Origin of the sequence: Virgibacillus sp. LDC1 (assembly GCF_025792345.1) — a bacterium.
Taxonomy (GTDB): domain Bacteria; phylum Bacillota; class Bacilli; order Paenibacillales; family Paenibacillaceae; genus Paenibacillus_AQ; species Paenibacillus_AQ lautus.
Genome location: NZ_JAOXLZ010000005.1, coordinates 593,323 through 614,183, shown reverse-complemented (window position 1 = coordinate 614,183; position 20,861 = coordinate 593,323). Strand labels below are relative to the sequence as shown.

The 20,861-nt window shown below is 49.7% G+C and carries 19 protein-coding genes; 13 read left to right on the top strand and 6 right to left on the bottom strand.

The features are described from left to right. Positions 1-41 precede the first annotated feature (41 nt). Positions 42-995: a hypothetical protein gene (locus tag OHJ21_RS27290; RefSeq protein ID WP_100540727.1), complete on the top strand. Its 954-nt coding sequence runs from the start codon at positions 42-44 to the stop codon at positions 993-995. A 72-nt stretch (positions 996-1,067) separates the two neighbouring features. After that, complete coding sequence (locus OHJ21_RS27285; RefSeq protein ID WP_098742453.1) at positions 1,068-1,307, top strand: NHLP leader peptide family RiPP precursor; 240 nt, start codon at positions 1,068-1,070, stop codon at positions 1,305-1,307. A 92-nt stretch (positions 1,308-1,399) separates the two neighbouring features. On the opposite strand, the gene OHJ21_RS27280 is transcribed toward OHJ21_RS27285, so the two are convergent. The 3 genes from OHJ21_RS27280 to OHJ21_RS27270 form a co-directional block, all read right to left on the bottom strand. Next, on the bottom strand, positions 1,400-3,289 hold the full coding sequence (locus tag OHJ21_RS27280) for a sensor histidine kinase (RefSeq protein WP_207797540.1): 1,890 nt from the start codon (positions 3,287-3,289) through the stop codon (positions 1,400-1,402). Between the two features lie 149 nt (positions 3,290-3,438). Beyond that, a complete protein-coding gene (locus tag OHJ21_RS27275) occupies positions 3,439-5,352 on the bottom strand; it encodes a sensor histidine kinase (protein WP_100540726.1) in 1,914 nt (637 codons plus the stop codon). 196 nt (positions 5,353-5,548) lie between these two features. After that, a complete protein-coding gene (locus OHJ21_RS27270) occupies positions 5,549-7,000 on the bottom strand; it encodes a SulP family inorganic anion transporter (protein WP_100540725.1) in 1,452 nt (483 codons plus the stop codon). 343 nt (positions 7,001-7,343) lie between these two features. Here OHJ21_RS27270 and OHJ21_RS27265 point away from each other — a divergent pair, with 343 nt between their 5' ends. From OHJ21_RS27265 to OHJ21_RS27250, 4 genes are all read left to right on the top strand, one after another. Then, positions 7,344-8,048, top strand: coding sequence for a hypothetical protein (locus OHJ21_RS27265; protein WP_486021639.1), 705 nt, complete (start codon positions 7,344-7,346; stop codon positions 8,046-8,048). A gap of 282 nt (positions 8,049-8,330) precedes the next feature. Beyond that, positions 8,331-8,507, top strand: coding sequence for a hypothetical protein (locus OHJ21_RS27260; protein ID WP_164817244.1), 177 nt, complete (start codon positions 8,331-8,333; stop codon positions 8,505-8,507). 94 nt (positions 8,508-8,601) lie between these two features. Next, positions 8,602-8,994: a hypothetical protein gene (locus OHJ21_RS27255; RefSeq protein WP_100540723.1), complete on the top strand. Its 393-nt coding sequence runs from the start codon at positions 8,602-8,604 to the stop codon at positions 8,992-8,994. Between the two features lie 304 nt (positions 8,995-9,298). Beyond that, complete coding sequence (locus tag OHJ21_RS27250) at positions 9,299-10,021, top strand: peptidylprolyl isomerase (protein WP_100540722.1); 723 nt, start codon at positions 9,299-9,301, stop codon at positions 10,019-10,021. Between the two features lie 170 nt (positions 10,022-10,191). On the opposite strand, the gene OHJ21_RS27245 is transcribed toward OHJ21_RS27250, so the two are convergent. Continuing rightward, complete coding sequence (locus tag OHJ21_RS27245; RefSeq protein ID WP_100540721.1) at positions 10,192-12,324, bottom strand: class I SAM-dependent methyltransferase; 2,133 nt, start codon at positions 12,322-12,324, stop codon at positions 10,192-10,194. Positions 12,325-12,499: 175 nt separating this feature from the next. Between OHJ21_RS27245 and OHJ21_RS27240 the strand changes: the two genes are divergently transcribed. From OHJ21_RS27240 to OHJ21_RS27230, 3 genes are all read left to right on the top strand, one after another. Further along, complete coding sequence (locus OHJ21_RS27240) at positions 12,500-13,219, top strand: 3-ketoacyl-ACP reductase (RefSeq protein ID WP_100540720.1); 720 nt, start codon at positions 12,500-12,502, stop codon at positions 13,217-13,219. 237 nt (positions 13,220-13,456) lie between these two features. After that, positions 13,457-14,380 (top strand): AEC family transporter, encoded by a 924-nt coding sequence (locus OHJ21_RS27235; protein WP_100540719.1) that lies wholly within the window; start codon positions 13,457-13,459, stop codon positions 14,378-14,380. Between the two features lie 33 nt (positions 14,381-14,413). Further along, the gene (locus tag OHJ21_RS27230; RefSeq protein ID WP_326117164.1) at positions 14,414-15,595 is read left to right on the top strand and encodes a MalY/PatB family protein; all 1,182 of its coding nucleotides are present in this window, start codon (positions 14,414-14,416) and stop codon (positions 15,593-15,595) included. A 189-nt stretch (positions 15,596-15,784) separates the two neighbouring features. Here the strand turns inward: OHJ21_RS27230 and OHJ21_RS27225 are convergent, their stop codons facing one another. Next, positions 15,785-16,312, bottom strand: a complete 528-nt coding sequence (locus tag OHJ21_RS27225) for a hypothetical protein (RefSeq protein ID WP_100540717.1) — start codon at positions 16,310-16,312, stop codon at positions 15,785-15,787. Between the two features lie 173 nt (positions 16,313-16,485). Between OHJ21_RS27225 and OHJ21_RS27220 the strand changes: the two genes are divergently transcribed. The 4 genes from OHJ21_RS27220 to OHJ21_RS27205 all read left to right on the top strand — a co-directional run bounded on the left by OHJ21_RS27220 (position 16,486) and on the right by OHJ21_RS27205 (position 19,606). Next, on the top strand, positions 16,486-17,079 hold the full coding sequence (locus OHJ21_RS27220; protein WP_127589599.1) for a M15 family metallopeptidase: 594 nt from the start codon (positions 16,486-16,488) through the stop codon (positions 17,077-17,079). Positions 17,080-17,626: 547 nt separating this feature from the next. Further along, positions 17,627-18,013, top strand: a complete 387-nt coding sequence (locus tag OHJ21_RS27215; RefSeq protein ID WP_326115414.1) for a GntR family transcriptional regulator — start codon at positions 17,627-17,629, stop codon at positions 18,011-18,013. Then, positions 18,003-18,881, top strand: a complete 879-nt coding sequence (locus tag OHJ21_RS27210) for an ATP-binding cassette domain-containing protein (protein ID WP_486021638.1) — start codon at positions 18,003-18,005, stop codon at positions 18,879-18,881. The genes OHJ21_RS27215 and OHJ21_RS27210 overlap by 11 nt, the downstream gene beginning before the upstream one ends. Beyond that, positions 18,878-19,606 carry a Tat pathway signal protein gene (locus OHJ21_RS27205; protein ID WP_100540713.1) on the top strand — a complete coding sequence of 243 codons (729 nt, stop codon included), beginning with the start codon at positions 18,878-18,880 and terminating at the stop codon, positions 19,604-19,606. The genes OHJ21_RS27210 and OHJ21_RS27205 overlap by 4 nt, the downstream gene beginning before the upstream one ends. An 86-nt stretch (positions 19,607-19,692) precedes the next feature. Here OHJ21_RS27205 and mmsB read toward each other — a convergent pair whose 3' ends face one another. Continuing rightward, complete coding sequence (mmsB, locus tag OHJ21_RS27200) at positions 19,693-20,859, bottom strand: multiple monosaccharide ABC transporter permease (RefSeq protein ID WP_100540712.1); 1,167 nt, start codon at positions 20,857-20,859, stop codon at positions 19,693-19,695. Positions 20,860-20,861: the final 2 nt, after the last annotated feature.

The following is a 20,861-nucleotide window of genomic DNA, read 5'->3' as shown; positions in this document are numbered from 1 at the left end:
TAAGCACTTGTTCCTTATATATAGAATAGGTTGGTGATTCCATGAACTGGTTCAAACCTTTCGAGGACGATCTTGCAGCCGCATTCTCAGTCTGCGAAGCAAGGCTATCCGAGCTCCCTGCTCCCTTGAATGAAATTGGTCTTTCATACTTGAGAAAGTTTGACGTGTTCGAGCAGGACAGTTCCAAAAATTACATTTGTTATCTGCTTCCCTTCTGGATGAAAGAACTGACCGCTCTCCCCGCCGATGTATACCGTCACCTCTCAGCGGCCAACATTATCGGCATGTTATACTACTTCATTCAAGATGACATTATGGACTCGCCCCATGACAGTCAGTCTACCATAGAGCCGAAACACCATCTCGCACTTGCCAACCTGCTGTATTACGAATTTCTCACATCCTATCAACCCTACTTTTCAGCGAATTCCGACTTCTGGTCTTATTTCAAAAACTACACACATGAATGGTCCGAAGGCGTCCTCCACGAAACCCGGGACGATTACTTCAAGCACAACCGAGCCATGATCGCAAAAAAAGCGGCTCCCGTAAAGCTGGGAAGCACTGCCTCATTGCTTTTATCTGATCAAGCAGGCCTCATTCCACGAACGAATGATGTGATGAACCATGTTCTGCTTACCTTGCAGATGATGGACGATTGGACCGATTGGAAGCAGGATCTTGCAGATGGCAGCTACAACTGCCTGCTGTCTCTCATTAAATCGGAATTGGGTCGACCACGCGAAGCGAACCTGACGCTGTCCGAAGTTCAAGAAGCCATCTATGTTAACAACATGTTGAAGCCCTATGCAGACATTGCTGCAGCGACCCACGCCCAGCTCTTATCGGTAGATATAGACGCCCCCCATCTCATCTCCTTTCATCAAACGATGGTGGATGAGCTTCAAGCCGAAGCGAATCATATCGAAAACAGTAAAGAAACCCTTTCTTTTGGCGGGTTAAACTATTATTTGTCTATTCTCAGCAAAAAATAATAGATTTTATATTTGTTCCATGGTATTCTTTAAGAGTAAAAAATAACCAATTTATTTGAAAGGGTGATTCTTATGACGACAGAAGCCATCTTTCAAACACAATTGATTCAAAAAGCTTGGGAGGATCCTAGCTTTAAGGCAAAATTGCTCAGCGATCCGAAATCCGCCATCAAGGAAGTTCTTGGGGTACGGATTCCCGACCACATCGAGATTCGAACACTTGAAGAGAACCCTAACGAGCTGTATCTGGTCATTCCTCCGAATCCATCAGGCGTGATCAAGTCAGAAGCCAAAGAAAGAGCCATCTGGTAAAGACTACATAACAGCTTGGACATTTCATAAATAGATGTAATCCGTACAAAGAGTGGGGACGATCACCGTCATCGCTGCCGCAGCTTAGCGAATTATTCGCCAGCTGCGGGAAGCGTAATGACGGCATCCGTCCCCACTCCTTTTTTACTCGTAAAATAAACGTTTCCATCCATGGCCTCGATAATTCGAAAGGTCACCATCAGGCCAAGCCCTGTCCCCTTGGTTTTGTTGGAGAAATAAGGCTCTCCCAGCCGTGCCAACACATCCGGCCCCATCCCTTCGCCATTATCCACAACATGAATAAAAACCTGGTCCTGCTGGCGATAGCAGCGGATATGAACCCATCCCTCTTCGCCCAGCGCCTCGATGCTATTCTTAACAATGTTGATGAAAGCCTGCTTGAATTTCGAGGAATTCCCCCGAATCGTAATATCCTCCGGAATATCCACGGTGATCTTGCCTCCTTGGAGGTGGGCAAGCGGGCCGAGTATGCCTTCGATATGCTTGAACTCCTCCGAAACCCGAAGCACGGTGTCTTTGCCGAACTCCGGTTTAGCAAAGGTTAAGAAATCCGTAATAATGCCGGAAGCACGGTCCAGCTCCACCAGAGCCAAATCCAAATATTCGCGTTCCGTGGCTTGGGCTTTTCCGGTGAGAAGCTGCAGGAATCCCCGCGTTACTTGCAGCGGATTACGAACCTCATGGGCAACCGATGCTGCAAGCTCACTGATAATCTCCATTTTCTCCGAACGCTGCAGTTCATTGTTGAACATCTCAAGCTCCTTGGAGTATTGAAGAATCCGTTCGTGATTTTTGGCAAAATGCCGCCCGAGAATGACGATCAGGGCAATGATGAAGCTGACAATCCCCCATTTCCATAGAAAGAGATTGTAGCTGCCCCGGGTAAGGAAAAATTGCAGCAGCTCGCTTAAGCCCACAACAGCGAATACCGCAAAGCCTGCATTGAAAATAACAGCGTCCTTATTCCCCTTAACGGCATAATACATGGAGCTCCCGACCAGCAATACAAATTGAACGATCATCACAACACCCATGACCTGAACGGAGAAGAAATAATACAGGTCGAACCATTGATTCGAACCCCATTGATTGACAATCAGAAACAACCCGCAAAACAGCGAGTAGCATATCTGGAACTTGCGGAGTTTCCGCAGCGTGCCCTTCCAGCCGGGCCCGAAGATTTTTTCAAAAAAGAGACTGAACGAAGGAAGTAAGATAAATAATGAGATGTCATATAAATGAGTGTAAAGATTTCCATATTGATTAAAAATCGTATAAAGGAACGGGGAGTATGTAAACACCAGTATGCCTACAGATAAAATAATTAAAGATAGGGATAAAACCGTGACCAAATATTTTCTGTTCAAAAAAATAGTGCAGATCAACATCACCAATGCGATAAATATAAAGGCGCTTCCGAGAATGATGTCCATCAAATTCGACTTAACAAACCGATTAAACATGTCCTGATAATCGCCGACAAGGATTTTCCCTTCAATCATCACATGATCCCTAGCGGTCTCCAGCCAGATGTGAAGATCCTTGCCGAGCATGTCCTGGTGCAAAGGAAGCAAGATGTAATTAAGCTCATAATTGTACGTTCGGGTAGATTCGTAAATCTTCTGGTGGTCCGCATAAACCGCAATCTGCTGTCCGTGGAGCTTATCAATCAAAATGCCAGGGGATGCGGATGCGATCTCGGGAATCCTCATATGAATCCACGCGGATGCCTTGGTATGCGGCTTATAAGGCTTCGAATCACCGGGCGAAGTCTCCATCCAGTCATGGATGTGGACGGGCACATTCTCCGGTATCCCCCGGGATTCCGACCAGAGGATTCTCCACTCCTTAATCGCTGCACGAGCTGCCGTTTCTTCGGTGGCAAAGACAAGCCTGGGGAACCCCTGGCTTAAAATAAAAACGATGATCAGGAACACAGCGATCTTCCATCCAGACCTCATTGACGCACCTCAAACATTATAATGAGTAAAACTCTTATTGTGTTATTCGATGCAACAAAACCTTCCACCTTCTAATATTCGGAAAAATGATAAAATTTTCTATTAAAGATAGAACAAAGAGAGATACCGTTATGGCATCTCTCTCGAATTTATACTTCCCCTTCCTGCGAAGCAGGTATGGACGGAAAGCGGATAATAGCCTCGGTCCCGCTTCCTTTTTCACTAACAAAATGAATGGTGCCACGCATTGCTTCGATGATTCGAAAGGTAACCATCAGGCCGAGCCCCGTCCCTTTGGACTTATTGGAGAAGTAAGCCTCGCCCAGTCTCTCAAGATCCCCGGCGTCCATCCCGATGCCGTCATCTTTGATGTGAATGACCACTTCTTCACCCTTGGCATAGGCCCATATGCGAATAACCCCTTCTCCATCCAGTGCTTCTATACTGTTCTTGACGATATTAATCATCGCTTGTTTGAGTTTGGAAGAATTACCGGTCATGTATAATTCCTTCGCGTTATCCAGCTCGATCGAGCCCCCGCTGAGATTGGCAAGCGGCAGCAGGATGCCTTTCACATGCTTGAGCTCCTCATACACATTCAGCTTGACCTCATTCTCCAATTCTGGCTTAGCAAACGTGAGGAAATCCGTGATGATCCCCGAAGCCCGGTCCAGCTCCTTCAGCGCCAGGCCAAAATACTCCTTTTCCGCCTGCTTGGAATTCTGTGCCAGAAGCTGCATGAAGCCGCGTGTCACTTGCAGCGGGTTTCGAACCTCGTGTGCAACCGAGGCGGCCAGCTCGCTGATGATCTCCATCTTCTCCGATCGCTGAAGTTCGTTATTAAACATCTCCAGCTTTCTGGAATACTGCAGCACTTGCTCATGGCTGCGGACGAATTTACGGCCCAGCATGACAATCAGGGAGACAATCAGTCCGATGATGCCCCATTTCCATAGAACGAAATGATATTGCCCGTCATGGTAATAAAAAGCCGCAAGATCTCCGAGCGTCGCTAACGCCATTATCCCGAAGCCAACAGAAAAGATATAAGCGTCCTTGTTCCGCTTGGAAGCATACAGAATCGTGGTACCGACCAGCAGCAGCATTTGCAGGATAACCAAAATGCCCAGGATCTTTACCGAAACAAAATAGTAGATCTCGTAAAATGAATGATGGCTGACAACATGGGCAACTAGAAATATCAGGCACATTCCGGAGTAAGCTATTTGAAATCTTCGGCAGTAGCGAATGACTCGATAGGGCCCGGGACCATATATTTTCTCAAAATAGTAATACAGCGCCGGCAGCACGGCGAAGAGTGAAATATCAAACACCGAGACCCACACGCTGCCTAAGTCTCCATAGAACGTGTATAGGAATGGCGAATACGTAATAAGCATAGCCCCGCTTGCCAGAATGACGACGCTAAGAGACAACCAGCTGGATACCGTATGCTTTGGCAGGAATAAGCAGCAGAAGAACATGACCACCGCGATAAACATAAACGAGCTGCCCAATATGAAATCTTCCAGGTCATTCTTGATAAAATTTCCACGCAGATGCTCATATTCGCCAAGTATAATATCGCCATCGATACCTAACGTCATATCCCTGACGCCGTTTGTCCATATATAAACGGTCTTACCAGCATCATCCGGATGGACCGGAAGCAGAAGAGAATGATCCGTATACATATAGTCTCGTTTGGCTTCATACACCTGTTCGTCATCCAAAAAAGCCAAAACATCCTGTCCCTTGAAGCGGTCAATCATGATGGCCGAATGTTTCCAAGGGAGAGCGGGCAAAGTAAAACGATTCCATGCTGAATACACCCCATCTGACTTTGGGGGTTCCTTCTTGCCTGATATTCCCGCCAACCAACTTCCCTGCAGGTTGACCGGCGAAACAACATCCCGTTGTTCGTCATCCCACATAAACTGCCAATCAGGTATCACGGTTTGAGAATTCTTTGCGTCCGATTTTCCCGGTGATATGATCGATATAAGCAGCAGCAGCGGCACCATCAGCAGAAGCAGGAATATGTATTTGGGCATATCCTTCATCTTGTCAGCACCTCTAACCGTCTATAGTCAATAAAAGTACGCATCTTCTCCATCCAGATGATTCGACAAACTTCGTGTTCATTTACAATCAATATAACATGAAACGTCTGTTCCGTTTGTAAAATTTTTATTACATAAAGGCAAAATGAAAAGGGATTGCCCTTAACCCTAAGGTTAAAAGCAATCCCTTACGTTTCTAGTGTGTGGAGCTTGAAGCAAGGCCGACTTTATCAACCATCCGCTGACTTTCGTCGTTCAACCCCACGAGCGTGACGGCTTTACCCGCTTCCTTGTACTTATTCAATACCTTGGAAATGGCATTTGTGGCTGACTGATCCCATACATGGGATTTGGAGAAATCAATCACGACATGCTCAGGGTCCTCATTCACGTCAAACAGGTTTATAAAATACATCATCGTTCCGAAAAATAACTGCCCCCGGATTTCGTATATCTTCGTACCGTTTGGCTGAACATGCGGTACCGCATGGATTTTTGCCATTTTCCAGCCGAAATTCAGCGCGCTTAAAATAATACCAATCATGACCCCGATGGCCAGATTATGCGTTGCCACCACGATGATTACCGTTGCCAGCATGACAATGGCATCACCTAGCGGAACACGGTGAAGCGTGCGAAGCGATCCCCATTCAAACGTACCGATCGAAACCATAAACATAACCCCGACAAGCGCTGCCATCGGAATTTGTTTCACGACATCGCCGAGCACAATGATGAGAAACAGCAGGAACACACCGGACACCAGCGTTGATAACCGGGTGCGCCCCCCCGATTTCACATTAATCACCGTCTGTCCGATCATGGCGCAGCCGGCCATGCCGCCGAAGAACCCAGTGATCACGTTGGAAACACCCTGACCGCGGATTTCGCGGTTCTTGTCGCTTCCGGTCTCCGTCATCTCATCCACGAGCGACGCCGTCAGCAGCGATTCTGTCATCCCGACGACGGCAAGAGCCAGCGATATGGGCAATATCGTCATGATCATATCCAAGCTGATGGTTACATTCGGAAGGTGGAAGAACGGAAGAGCCTGCGTAATGTTGCCCATATCCCCCACCGTTTGCACAGGAGCTTTGAACCACACCGCGATGATCGTCATCACGATGATGGCAACAAGCGCCGAGGGAACCGCTTTGGTAACGAGCGGCAGCAAATAGATGATAAGCAGTGTTCCGACGACCATCAAGTACATGGGCCACGATTCGCCCTTGAAATTCGGAAGCTGGGCCAGAAAAATAATGATGGCCAGGGAATTCACGAACCCGGTGATGACCGGCTGGGGAACAAACGTAATAAACCGCCCAAATTTGAGCGCCCCCATCAACAATTGCAAGATTCCTGTAAGAATGGTTGCCGCATACAAATACTCGATGCCGTGCATCGCCACGAGCGGTCCCATTAAAGATGCCATAGCCCCTGTCGCTGCGGAGATCATGCCGGGACGTCCGCCGAAGAATGAAATACTGACAGCAATCACGAAAGAGGCATAGAGTCCTACCATGGGATCGACGCCAGCCATGATGGAGAATGCGATTGCTTCCGGTATGAGAGCGAACGCTACCGTCAATCCTGACAAAATATCCCTGCGTGTGTTGCCAAAGAAGCCTTGTTTAATCCATTGAAACAAAGTCCTGATCACTTCCTGTTCTATTGTAGTTGTTTGACAATCCACTCTCAGGATTGTCCCGGTCCGATAGTCACTTTTTCGATTATAACGGGATCATTTCAAAATATCATTATCTAATTTAGCGGATCTATTCCACGAAATCATTCATTTTCTCCAGTTTGTGTTGGATTTCGTCCCTTTTTCTAATTTGAAAATTTTCATAATACGGCAAATGACAGGGAAAGATAGAACTTGTTTGGTTTTATCATAACCTGAAGGTACCCACGATTCATTCTTGATTCAGCGGGTAAAGTCGATGTATAGAAACCTATTGTGTTTGAACTCAAGGAAGGAGATGGACCCTATGCGAGACGAAAACAATCGGAATACGCTGGCAGACTTGACATATTTGGAATTCGAGGCCAAACGGAAAGTCGAGGATACGGATATGATTCCGCAAGATGATCTGAGAGACGTCAACACCTACACGGAGCAAAGCCTTAGCAGCGAAGACGCGGATCATATCGCGTACGATCAGAATGAAGCGGCACCTGCGGATGCGAAACCGGAGGAACGTTTGAACCCGGATCACAGCGCCATCGATGCATGGAAAGCTACCGGCGCCGATCCCGATCAGCGGACCATTGCCGATGAGAGAAACTTTTCCTTATCACCCTCAGGGCAGGCTGAAGCAGACCGGATAGAAAGGGATCGACCCGTCGATGAAACCTACATGCGCGATGTCGCAGATGATGTAACGGATCGGGAATGGCGGGCCATCGAAGGTGAACCCCCTTCTCGCCCCGGAGACGAAATAATAGGCCAATATTCCGGCGACACGGAGCGGCGCCTTGCAGCTGACGCTTCATTAACCGGCAGCGGGACTGCGTTTTTAAACCAGGACATTTTCAAAGATTACCCGTCCGGAGAAGATGAGTACCAGCCGCTGGAGGATGTACCGGATGCGGACGCTATTGCGGCTAATAGCCCGGTGGACCCCGCCGCCCCGCCAACGGAACAGATGCACGGTACCGATCTACTGAACGGCAGCCATGGTGAGGACGACTAAACCTGCACAAAACCCGCCTCTCCTAATAGGAAGGCGGGTCTTTTCCTTATATGGGTACGATCCTCTATTTTCAGAATAGGATATCTAGCCAGCCTAGAAGTGACATCCACAGCAGGATGCCGATCAAGGTACCCCATATGAGTGCTGTTAATATGTTTCCCTTTCTTTCCATGCCTACGCCTCCCATACAACATCTTTTATAGTAAAACAGTATGGGTCGAGCTATCAGTTCTTATACTAGCCCTACATTTCAAAGACTAGATTTAATAGGAGGAACAGCCAATGAAGAAGCATTCTGACGAGAACCCACGTTTAGTGACCGAACGCGACATTGATGAGGATTTCGGTCTGTTTGTTGAGGATTCATATCCGGACAGTATTCCGATTCCCGACAGCATCAAACACGAGAAGCCGGATGGCAGTGAAACGAGCAACCGCGGAAACTCTTCATCTTCCTGATCCTTCACGCCGGATATGCGAACCTCTACGTTCACCCATGTCATACCTTCCAACATACACTACACCATACGACCCTGGAAGGATGATGCTGAATATGAAAGGATTGCCGATCCATCCCTGCGGCCATAAAATCACGCTGCAGCAGCGACTGGCCTCTTTAACCGGTCATCTGGTAGAAATCAACGCACCGAACACGGGTTTGGAACCCGGACGTTTGCAGCGGGTATTCCCCAAAAATTTCATTAAGGTTCAAGGCGAGCTTTTTGTGCCGTCCAGTCTCAACTCGGTTCGGGTATTTGATGTCAAGCCGCCGGTCAAAACGATGCTGGTCGGTGTGCGGACCACCTTCCCTACCCGCGGTGCCTTTAACCGGATTCGTCTGATCAGAATCGGAGCCGATTTTATTGAATTACTCGCCAAGGATAAGAACCGTTCCCGGATTCTGCTCCCTTTAAACAAAGTGGAGGGCATATTTCCGGTGAAGTAGAGACAGTTAAAAGTCCCTTTCCCTTAAGCTTCCAGACTTGCGACAAGTCCGGAGGCTTATTTTTTGATTATAGATGCGGGCTGAACCCAACTCGATCATCGTTTTCAGCGAAGCTGAATCGATTCTATAATCGCAAGGAAAACATCCTCCAAACGCAGTCTCGCCTCTGTGACATTTCTTCGATAACGTTTTCTTAATGTATACTCCGCTTTTTCGATTTTCAGTACTTGTCCAACCTGTGATAAAATATGAAACAGATGAAACACTTAAGGCTTGATAAGGAATTACACAGGAGGAATCAATGATGTTGAAACGCAGAACACGCTGGATGCCCGCCCTATTCGTCATCCTTGCGCTGCTGCTCGTCATGACGGCATGCGGTCAGAATGACAAGGGAGCCGAAAGCGGCGCAGGCGGCGGAACGGGCTCGACGAACGGGGCCACAGCACCCGAAGCGGAACCCCCGAAGGAGACCGAGGTTAAGCAGAATGTGCCGGACCCGAACGCCAGCCACCCCATTGTCACGATTGAAATGGAGAACGGCAAAACGATAAAGCTTGAGCTTTATCCGGAGGTCGCGCCGAATACGGTGAACAATTTCATCTCCCTGGTGGAACAAGGATTCTACGATGGGACGGGCTTTCACCGCGTCATCCCCGGCTTCATGATTCAGGGAGGCGACCCTGACGGTAACGGAACGGGGGGACCCGGCTATGCGATTCCCGGCGAATTTACGTCCAACGGCTTTCAGAATGACCTGAAGCATACAACAGGCGTATTATCGATGGCCCGGGCACAGGATCCAAACTCCGCCGGATCGCAATTCTTCATCATGGTGGCGGATGCGCCTTCCCTGGATGCTCAGTACGCATCCTTCGGAAAGGTAATCGAGGGGATGGAAACGGCTGAGGAGATCGTGGGTTTGGAGCGGGATCAGATGGATAAACCGCTTGAGGTTCCCGTCATGAAGAAAGTGACGGTCGATACGCTTGGCAAGGATTATCCGGACCCCGAGAAGCAGGAATAGCATCTTTCGGATAATCACCGCATCGGAAGTTTTGGCAATGGTGCGCATCCCGGATTACTTGTGAACACAGTGACATCGGCAGGTTTAACGACACAAAAAAACAAGGACCTGTACGCGGAAACGAGCGTACGGGTCCTCTTTTTTTAAGATACAGCCTATTATTGTCTCTTCTAGGAAAGAGCCGGCTTCTCGATAACATACAAGCAAGTGCTGTCAGGCAGCGTCACTGGCTTCCCTTCTTCATCCATGAATTCGATGCGATCAGCCAATGCCTCGGCATATCCTTCCTGCAGATAGTGCTGCTGCAGACGGATGATCGCCTCGGGGCCTAGCGTCCTGCGTATACACTCCGCATACTGCGTAGGCGTAAAGTAGCCGAACTGCTCCTGCACCTCATGAACATAGGCTTCAGCCCCCCAAGTATAGGTATACAGGAACTCCATGGCATCGTTTACGGGCATGAGTACTTCCGTCTCGGCCAGCTGCTCGTATGTTATGACCCGGCCCTTGAAATCCGAGGCATACCGGGTCAGCCATTCCAGCCCGTCCGCCTCCCGGAAACGAATCCTTCTCCAAATGTCCCCGGGCTCGGTCATAATCCCGTCACGGATAATGATACGGCCGCCGGGTGCAAGCACCTCGTAGGCACTGGTCAGCGCGGCCTCCACAGTGGCGGTATTGAAGCGGGATCCGTCCATCTCAATATACGAATACAACTCATGCAAGATCGAGGAGAAGATGACCGTATCGACACTTCCCGGCTTCACGTAGTCCCTGAGATTCAGCGCGTCCCCCTTCATCACTTCCCATGTTTTATGCTCCAGGCGTTTGCGTTTTTCCAGCGCTTCAATCACGTTCGAGGAGATATCGATCCCGACGGGACGCACATGCGGCAGTCGTTCCTCGATCAGGTCAAGCAGCACCCCGCCCCCGGGACCGATATCCAGCACCGCCGTTCCCGTGATATAATCCAGAATCACTTTTTTGTAATCTCCCGTGCTGTTCATATCGCTCAAGTAACTCTCTTCGTTATGAAAGCGGTCGTAAGCATCTCGGCGCAGACCGAACAGGTCAAACAGGAGCAGAACCGCTTTCTCATAGAGCGGCGACTTCTCCGCCTCGATGCAAAATTCAATTAATTTCTCCGCCGCTTGCGAGAATTCGAAGGTAAAGAATACCGTATCCGGCAGCTCCGGCTTCCATTCGATCCGGTGGCTCAGATGCGGATTGGCCATCACCGGCCCATGAAGGCAAGCCTCCCAATCCGTTTGGCGCAAATATTGCTCAATCATTCTCTTCTTGTATACGTTCAGCTTCTTGACGCCTTTGTAATCGTAATACATATCGTTCATCAGCGGCTCAAAGCTTAAGTGGCTCACCGAACCCGGCAGCAGCTGATCTCGCGGCGCCTCCGCAACTTGCCGATCCGGATCCCTCTTCTCCGTATGGAGAGCAAGCAGAAGAACCTTCACGAACTCATTCAACGAGAAATCCTGCAGGGCAGCTTCCACATACCAGAGTGTCATATCCTGAAATCCATGCAGGGCAGCTGACAGATCACTCTGCTCACGAATGCTTTGCAGCTGCTTATCGAAGTCTTCTCCCCGGGCAATCGAAGCGGACCGAAGACGGCGCAGCCGTTCCTCGTAAGTCCAACGATCCGGTACGGTCCCTTGGGCAAGATTGCGGATAAGCTGAGTTATTTCTTCCTGAACGGAATGCCAAAGCTCCTCCGATACGCCACCGATGATGCAGTGATTCAAGGGGATTAGCAGCCGGATCAACTCATCTGAGGTCAGCCGTCCTTCCTCCGTAAGCTTATGCAGTGGCAAGTTTTCTTCGAAGGCGACTTCCCCCCGAATGTGTTGCCCGAGCAGTCCATGGGTAAGTATGAGTGTGTGTACCATCTCTTCATGCGGAGACATGGTTCCATTACGGTCCCGGACATGTCTCTCGTATAGCTGGGCGGACCCGATATTATGAAGGAACAAGTTGATACCCGACTGCTGCCAGCGGAGACGTTCCCGCATGGTGCCGCCCTTGGCCGTTTCCGCCCACACCAGTACTTCTTCCAGCAGTTCTTTGATCCAATAGGAAACAGGCAGCGAATCCAGTATCTTCAATGTCCGTTCTACATAATCCAGCACGGGATTTGCATGGGCCAATTGACCGATGGACGTAATCCGTTCCAGATTCACGATTCGTTCTTCGGCCGATACCAGTTTCATTAACCATGGATGCCCCTTGGCAGCCGCTTCATCCCCCTGCCGAAAAGCGGTTATGATGTCCAGTGCGTGCAGCATAGGTTGTTCCTCCACTTCCTGAAATAATGATGAACACGTTTATGTATGTTTTTTCGCTGCTACGATTATAACAAATTCCTGTCGATGGATCGCAAGCATTTGGTAGCAGCCGATGTTACAGGGTATACTGGTCAACGAAGCCATATTTTTTATTGATGTGAAGGAGTGAGTGTACATGAGCCTGAAAAATAAAACAGCCCTCATCACGGGTGCAGGTAAAGGGATTGGACGTGCTCTGGCGATTGCTCTTGCCAAGGAAGGCGTGCACGTTGGGCTTGTCGCCCGTACGGCAGCCGATCTCGAGCCGCTGAGCGCCCTGATTGTTGAACAATATGGTGTCCGAGCCGTGGCCGCAGTTGCCGACGTTTCCGTGCAAAGCGAGGCTGAGGCTGCTTTTGCAGCGGTAAACATGGAGCTGGGCTCGGTGGACATTCTGATTAACAATGCAGGCATTGCCCAGTTCGGCAATCTGCTGGAGATGGAGCCTGAAGCCTGGAAACGTATCGTCGACGTGAATCTGATGGGGACTTACTACATGACGCGCGCAGCACTGCCCGGCATGATCGAGCACAACAAGGGAGATATCATCAATATCTCTTCTACGGCCGGAGAACGCGGATTCGCCACGGGCTCTGCCTATAACGCATCTAAATTTGCCGTTATGGGACTGACCGAAGCCGTGCTGCAGGAGGTGCGCAAGCACAACATTCGCGTGACCGCGCTGACCCCAAGCACCGTTAATACGGATCTTGCCGTCAATGCCGGCTTAAAAATCGGCGACGAGGATCGGATGATGCAGCCGGAAGACGTGGCTGAGCTTGTGCTTGCTGCGCTGAAGCTGCCGCAGCGGGTATTTGTCAAATCCGCCGGGATTTGGACGACCAACCCGCAATAACGACGCGTCGACAGACGTTCCTATTGCTGTAGCCATTCAAGGGTGTTCCCTGGTCATCGACCAAGGGAGCACCCTTTTTCCGTACAGCCCGGGTATAAAGCGTGCCAGCAACAATTGTTCTTTTTTCCATACGGAATCAAGTGTCAACCATCCTTTGTCATGATATAATGACATGGCGTCATACGACAGCCAGATATATACCTTAAGCTACACTCATGGAAAGAAGATGACAACAGCATGATCGCCGATATTTTACTTGAAGTGGTACTTCCCATCTTTGTCCTGATAGGCTTTGGCATTATTATGCAATATGCTTTTAAACTCGATTTGTACACACTCGCCAAAATCAACTTTTACTACATTACGCCCGCAGCCGTATTTATGAGTATGTACGAGTCCAAGATGTCACCGCAGCTCCTGGGCATGGTGGCCTTATTCTATGCGCTCTATATCGGCGTCCTCTATCTGATCAGCATGCTGGTTGCCAAACAGCGCAAGTTCAATCGGGGGATGAGAGCTGCTTTTACCAACAGCCTTCTGCTCGATAATTCGGGAAACTACGGCCTTCCGATCAATGACCTCGCCTTCAAGGGAGATCCGATGGCCGGCTCGGTACAAGCGCTCATCATGTCTTTTCAGAGCCTCCTTACGTTCACGTACGGAGTTATTTCCATTCAGGGAGCCAAGACGGAAGGATTATACAAACAGGCCATCATCGGATTCCTAAAAATGCCTGTTCCCTATGCCCTAATCATCGGCATTGTGCTGCATGCCCTGGCACTGCCGCTTCCGGTCTTTATTTCGCAGCCGTTGATGTATGCGGACCAGTCCATGGTAGCGATTGCTCTGCTGACGCTCGGCGCACAGATCATTAAATATCCGCTCCGCCTGCGTCGACTCGATGTTTACCTCAGCGTACTGCTGCGTCTCCTGGTCGCGCCAGCCATCGGCATTCTGATTGTGCTGCTGCTCGGCTTAAAAGGGATCCCGGCTCAAGCGCTCATCATCGCTTCAGGCATGCCGGTTGGCGTAAATTCATCCATTTTGGCGGAAGAATATCAGAATGAGCCTGATTTTGCTGCACAAACTGTCCTTATATCGACCATACTAAACGTAATTACGATTACCGGCTTAATCACATTAGCCAAATTTGTAGCTTAACGCTAACTCATCTTTGCTAGGAGGAATTTACATATGAATTTTGATCTTGCGATAAACCGAACCTGTACCGACTGTCATAAGTGGGATAATGTTCCCACCGTCTTCGGCGTGCCGGATGCGCTTCCGATGTGGGTGGCTGACATGGATTTTGCCGCGCCACCCGCCGTTATCAAGGCGCTCCATCAACGGGTGGAGCATGGCGTATTCGGATATACGTTCCCGTCCGACTCTTACCGTGAAGCGATTAGCGACTGGATGAAGAAACGCCACAGCTGGAGCATTCAGCAGGAGTGGATTCAATTCTGTCCGGGTGTCGTTCCGGCACTCAGCCTTATCGTGGATGCGTTCACCGAGCCGGGCGATCAAGTTGTCATCCAGACGCCGGTCTACCCGCCGTTCTATAGCGTCGTTCAGGACCATGGCCGTGAGCTGGTGCATAACCCGCTTCTTCTAAGCGAAGAGGGGGATTACTCGATGGATTTCGAAGACCTGGAGAAGAGTTTTTCTACGGGCAAAGTCAAAATGATCATTCTATGCAGTCCGCACAACCCGGTGGGCCGGGTGTGGACCAGAGCAGAATTGGATCGTCTGGCCTCCCTCTGCCAGCAATACGATGTGCTTGTTGTATCCGATGAAATCCATGCGGATCTGTTGTTTGAACCCGGTGCGCATACGCCATTCGCCGCGCTGTCCGAGGATGCCGCCGAGCGCTCCGTCATCTGTACCGCACCTAGCAAGACGTTTAATATCGCCGGTCTGAACACGGCAAACATCATCATCCCGAATGAGCAGCTGCGCAGCAAGTTCCGCAAAATATTGAACCGATACGCCATCGGCTCCATTACACCGATGGGTGCCGCCGCTACCGAGGCCGCTTACCGCGAAGGCGGACCATGGCTGGATGAGCTTCTGGTTTACATCCGCGGGAATATGGAGCTGGTTTCGAATTACGCACAGGAGCATCTGCCCGAGCTGAAGGTGGTTATTCCGGAAGCTACTTACCTGCTGTGGATTGATTTCCGGGGAATGGGCATGTCCCACGAAGAGTTAAACCGCTTCCTGGTTCAAGAGGCGAAGCTTGGATTAAACAGCGGCGCCGCCTTCGGCAAGGAAGGCGAAGGTTTCATGCGCATGAACTTGGCCTGCACGCGCGCCACCGTTCAGGAGGCGTTGTCCCGCTTGCACAAAGCCATCGAGGTATGGCGGAAAGCGTAAGACATAAGCTCAATCATAAAAGGAGCCGCGCTATATGCGCAGCTCCTTTTGTATTGCTTCTTATATGACGACAGAGACCTATCGGGATGACATCTGTATGTAATCCAGGTACGACTGTAAATCGGATCTGCAGCTTCGGTCATTGTTCGTTAAACTGTTATCCTGTTCCGTACCTCCGATCAGTCAGTCTTACATCATACTTCCGCTGTCGTCCGCACCTGAAGTCAGCCCCTCCGTCGTTACGGCTCCATTCAGACTGTCACCAGTCGCCTGTCCCCGCTCCATCTGATAACCTGCGTCCAGCATCGAGCCATCCAGCTGATGAAGCTGCTGGCTGACTTGGTCCATCTGCTGGAACAGCTGACGATGTTGATAAGCTTCGGCGTACTCACTCTGCTGCATGGTCTCGTCCATTTGCTCGAATGCCGTTTTGTTATCGCCCAGCACTTGGCGGTACTGATCCGCCGTAGCTGTTCGGATATCCTGCACTGCGTTCATCATCCCATGCAGGACCATCCGGCAATTCACCAATTCCTGCCGGACGGCAGAAGAAGTTTCAGGCGTAACCGCAGCCTGGGCGCTTTGAAGCTCGGCTTGGATCTGGCTGAGCTGGCTTACGATCATCCCGACTTCGTTCATTCCCCCGTTTTGCGCTGCAGTAGTCAATTGGCCCGATAGCTGGTTGAGTCTCGTCGACATATTTTGAATATTGCTCATTGCAATTCCCCCTTTTCCGGATAACGTCCATTTTATGAATAGGATGCGATAAACCATGGATTGCTATTCATGTCGTTATCTGGTCAGAAGATTACGTCTGTTGGAATACGGGGCGGGATGCCGATATAATAGAGTAAGCCATCATATGAAAGTAGGTAGATTAAAGAGTCCGCATGATCAAACGCAAAAAAACGACACTTTTCCTAATTGCTGCCTTATTACTCGCCATATTTTACATGCAGCTGCAAACCGCCATACCGGGATTCATCAATGATCTCGATTTTGATTTTAATAGCAAAGAAACCCCTGAAATCTCCCAGCTCCACCCGTATGTATTACAGCAAAAGAATGAGCTTGTCCGTCTCACCAAGAAAAAAGGGATCACCATCATTATAACGGACGGTTACCGCAGCCATGAAGAGCAGACCCGCATCTACAATCAGGGCCGTAGCACCGAGGGCGACATTGTGACGAATGCCAAGGCTGGAGAATCCCTCCACAACTATGGGCTTGCGATTGATTTTGCGCTAAGACTAAAGGATGGCAGCGTCATCTGGGATATGGAATATGACGGGAACGGAAACGGAAAGGCCGATTGGATGGAAGTGGTGGAGATTGCCAAAGGCTTAGGCTTCCAGTGGGGCGGCGATTGGGCCAACTTCCCGGATTATCCGCATCTGCAGATCGATTTCGGACTGTCGATTCGTGATTTGAAACGAGGAAAGCTCCCTCCCATGGACGCTTCCGAGTATTCGGAAGCAAAGTGAGATGCTATAGCAATTTGCAGAACTCGATAGGTATGGTATGTCCAGTTAAACGCAGCCTGAACCCATATATAGAACATTAACGGACACCATCGACGTTATTTACGACTTTATGCCATATTCTCAGAATTTAACGGACACCAAAGTCGCTATTCTAATAAAAATATAGTATATATCCGCTTATAATCGTAAATAAGAGATCCCCTGTCCGTTACGGAGAGAAGAGCGTCTGTTTTTAACGAAATAACGTATACTGAGTCCGTAAGAATTACTGAAATTTTGGTATTACGCATCGTCATGTTTTATTGGAAATCGAGGTTCGCATACGTTAGTTATATTCAAAAATATGACTTATACGCATCCGCGTGTAGATGAGGTCAACCAGATCATGCCTGGTTGGCCTTTTTTATCGTTGTTCTCTGCAAAAGCGTCTTGATGGATTCGTGACAAACAACCAAATGCTTGACATTCCATTCACCTTTTGGTTATATAGTCATATATATAAGCATATAACCTTAGCAGGACAATGAAGGTAAGGCGGTGATTCTTATTGAGCGGTACCGTGCATCCAGATAATAAGCCCCTGTTCATCCAGATCAAGGAGAAGATCGAGGACCAGATCGTCAATGATCTACTGCTTGAAGGTGAACAGGTTCCTTCCACGACGCAGCTGTCCCAATTTTACAAAATCAATCACATCACGGTGTTAAAGGGCATCAACCTGCTGGTGGATGCCGGACTCATCTATAAAAAGCGAGGTGTCGGCATGTTTGTTGCTGAGGGGGCCAAGGAAATGCTGCTCCGGACCCGAAAGAGCGCATTTGCGGAACATTATGTGGTGCCTATGGTACAGGAAGCGGACAAACTCGGTTTGTCCACGGATGAGCTTGTTCAAATCATAACCCAGTTAAAAGGAAGTGATCCCCATGAATCTTGATGTACAGTTTGACCGCGTATCGGTGACATACGGAAGCGTGGAAGCTGTCCGCGATATTTCCTTACGTCTCCCGGCCGGCAAAATTTACGGTCTCCTCGGGCGCAACGGCGCAGGTAAAACCTCGCTTCTTTCTGTTCTTGCTTCATTTCGTGAAGCCTCCTCGGGGTCGGTTACGATTGGCGGCGAGCAGCCCTTCGAAAATGCCAACATCATGAGGGAAGTCTCCTTCATCTACGATGTCGACTATAAAGAGGAGACCGACAAGGTCAAGGCAGCAATTGAATCCGTAGCCAGGTACCGGCCTCATTTTGATACGGGTTATGCTCTTGAGCTCGCCCGCAAATTCAATTTGCCCCTGGATAAACAGCTGAAGGAGCTCTCCAAAGGTATGCAGTCCGCTTATAACGTATGTATCGGTCTCGCCAGCCGGTCGCCGGTTACCATTCTGGATGAAGTTTATCTCGGCATGGATGCGCCGTCACGCGAGATTTTTTACCGGGAGCTGCTGGAGGACCAGGAGCTCCATCCCCGTACGTTCATTCTTTCCACCCACCTGGTATCGGAGATGGATTATCTGTTTGAAGAAGTCATTATCATTCACAAGGGTCGGTTCGTGCTGCAAGACGATTATGAAAGCCTCACGTCCCGGGGAGTATCCATTACAGGCCCCGCGGCAAAGGTAGACGAATTCATCCGAGGCATGAAGGTGCTCAACGTGCAGCAGCTCGGTTCCACCAAGGCCGTCATGGTCTACGGAGAATTAAGCGAGGAAGCTCAGCTGGCCGCACATCGGGCGGGACTTGAGATCGGGCCGATCTCGCTCCAGGACTTGTTTATCCATCTGACGGGGGAGGAATATTCAGCATGAAGAAGACGTCATCTGCCGTAACCAGAGTATCGACGGACATGTTTATTCATCAAGGCAGCTGGGCCTTGGGATTTCTATTTGTTGTGCTGCTGATCAATATTGGAGTCGGCATCGGTACCAGCATGGGTGTCAATGTTCGCGCAGGAATCGCAGAGGAGGATTTCTTCTCTATCACTTACCGCTCAACCAAAGGATTTATGCTCGTCATCGGCATCATTTCGGCCTACGGCTTTCTGAGCTATTATGTGAGACACGGGATTACGCGCAGGGATTTCTTTAAGGGAGCCGCATTGGCGGCCGTCTATCTATCATTGGCCTTTCCAGTCGTGGTGGGTCTGGTCAATTGGATCATCGGGATGGTTACCTCCCATGATGCCAGCAGCACCTTGCTGCTGCAGAAGTTCGATAACAACTGGCTGCTGATACTTGTCTCCTATGGCGTCCAAATCTTTATCTACTATTTGATGGGATGGATGATTGGATCCGGATTTTACCGGTTTGGCTGGATCCGCGGCTTGGGATGGATCGCCGTAGCCCTCGTGTTGATCGGCTTCATGGATGCATTATGGCAATTCGAGCTGGCTTCCATATGGGAACAGTGGCTGCCGGTCACGACAGCCCTTTCCGTCACGCTGCCGATCTCTCTTGCAGGCTCCGCGGCCGTCATTCTGATTGCACTTTTTCTGATTCGGCTGATCACCCGAAAAGTCACGATCAAAATGTAATATATACGCAAAATAAATGGCTGATCCATGGGTAACAGCATCTACCCCGGAGTCAGCCATTTTATTATCTAACGCCATCGTTTAAATTAAGCGGCGCTGCTCTTCTTCTTATTATAAATATCGAAGGCTACTGCAGCGAGGAGAACCAAACCCTTGATGCCTTGCTGCCAGTCGATGCCGAGACCTACGAGTGACATCCCGTTATTGAGGACGCCCATGACGAGACCGCCGATGATCGCGCCGAAGACCGTACCGATCCCGCCGGTAGCCGAAGCGCCGCCGATGAAGCTCGCCGCGATGGCATCCAGCTCGAAGTTCGTACCGGCTCTCGGCGTCGCCGCGTTCAAGCGGGCAGCAAAAATCAAACCGGAGATCGCGGCCATAACGCCCATATTGACGAATACCCAGAACGTGACCTTCTTGGTTTTCACGCCGGACAGTGCCGCCGCTTTCTCGTTGCCGCCAAGCGCATAAATATGACGGCCCATCACGGTTTTGTTCATCACGAAGGAATAGATGATAATGAGCACCAGCAGCAGGATCAGGATGTTCGGCAGACCGGCGTAACTGGCCAGCATGAACGTAAAGGCATTGATCACCGCCGCGATGAGCACCAGCTTCAGGAGGAACAAGCCGCTTGGCAGAACGTCGAAATTGTATTTTTTATGCGACTTTCGCTCCCGCAGCTCATTGATCAGGAAAATAACCGTAAAGACGATGCCGGCCAGAATCGCGATCAGATTGGTGCCGGTGTTGCCGAAATCCGGAATGAAGCCGGAGCTCAGCTTCTGGAAACCGCCTGGAAACGGCGCAATGGATTGGCCCTCCAGCACAATCATGGTTAGACCGCGGAACAGCAGCATTCCCGCAAGGGTTACGATAAAGGCGGGTATCCTCACATAAGCAACCCAGAACCCCTGCCAAGCACCGATCAGACCGCCGACAATCAAGGATACGATAACGGCAATGACCGGATGCAGCTGCATATCGACCATCATGATCGCTGCCACAGCGCCGACGAAGGCGGCCACCGAACCGACCGACAAATCAATATGACCCGTAATGATGACAAGCACCATGCCGATGGCCAGTACGAGGATGTAGCTGTTCTGGAGAATCAGATTCGTGATGTTGATCGGCTCCAGCAGCAGCCCTCCCGTAATGATCTGGAAAAATATCATAATGACAACAAGGGCAATGATCATCCCGTATTGGCGGATGTTGTTTTTAAACATTTTTTTGAGTGTCTCCATGC

Bases quoted from the DNA above. Each gene is read 5' to 3' on its own strand.
- OHJ21_RS27230 (WP_326117164.1), top strand. From the start codon at position 14,414: ATGAATTTTGATCTTGCGATAAACCGAACCTGTACCGACTGTCATAAG.
- OHJ21_RS27275 (WP_100540726.1), bottom strand. From the start codon at position 5,352: ATGAAGGATATGCCCAAATACATATTCCTGCTTCTGCTGATGGTGCCG.
- mmsB (WP_100540712.1), bottom strand. From the start codon at position 20,859: ATGGAGACACTCAAAAAAATGTTTAAAAACAACATCCGCCAATACGGG.
- OHJ21_RS27280 (WP_207797540.1), bottom strand. From the start codon at position 3,289: ATGAGGTCTGGATGGAAGATCGCTGTGTTCCTGATCATCGTTTTTATT.
- OHJ21_RS27240 (WP_100540720.1), top strand. From the start codon at position 12,500: ATGAGCCTGAAAAATAAAACAGCCCTCATCACGGGTGCAGGTAAAGGG.
- OHJ21_RS27260 (WP_164817244.1), top strand. From the start codon at position 8,331: ATGAAGAAGCATTCTGACGAGAACCCACGTTTAGTGACCGAACGCGAC.
- OHJ21_RS27225 (WP_100540717.1), bottom strand. From the start codon at position 16,312: ATGAGCAATATTCAAAATATGTCGACGAGACTCAACCAGCTATCGGGC.
- OHJ21_RS27210 (WP_486021638.1), top strand. From the start codon at position 18,003: ATGAATCTTGATGTACAGTTTGACCGCGTATCGGTGACATACGGAAGC.
- OHJ21_RS27265 (WP_486021639.1), top strand. From the start codon at position 7,344: ATGCGAGACGAAAACAATCGGAATACGCTGGCAGACTTGACATATTTG.
- OHJ21_RS27220 (WP_127589599.1), top strand. From the start codon at position 16,486: ATGATCAAACGCAAAAAAACGACACTTTTCCTAATTGCTGCCTTATTA.
- OHJ21_RS27245 (WP_100540721.1), bottom strand. From the start codon at position 12,324: ATGCTGCACGCACTGGACATCATAACCGCTTTTCGGCAGGGGGATGAA.
- OHJ21_RS27205 (WP_100540713.1), top strand. From the start codon at position 18,878: ATGAAGAAGACGTCATCTGCCGTAACCAGAGTATCGACGGACATGTTT.
- OHJ21_RS27250 (WP_100540722.1), top strand. From the start codon at position 9,299: ATGTTGAAACGCAGAACACGCTGGATGCCCGCCCTATTCGTCATCCTT.
- OHJ21_RS27285 (WP_098742453.1), top strand. From the start codon at position 1,068: ATGACGACAGAAGCCATCTTTCAAACACAATTGATTCAAAAAGCTTGG.
- OHJ21_RS27290 (WP_100540727.1), top strand. From the start codon at position 42: ATGAACTGGTTCAAACCTTTCGAGGACGATCTTGCAGCCGCATTCTCA.
- OHJ21_RS27235 (WP_100540719.1), top strand. From the start codon at position 13,457: ATGATCGCCGATATTTTACTTGAAGTGGTACTTCCCATCTTTGTCCTG.
- OHJ21_RS27255 (WP_100540723.1), top strand. From the start codon at position 8,602: ATGAAAGGATTGCCGATCCATCCCTGCGGCCATAAAATCACGCTGCAG.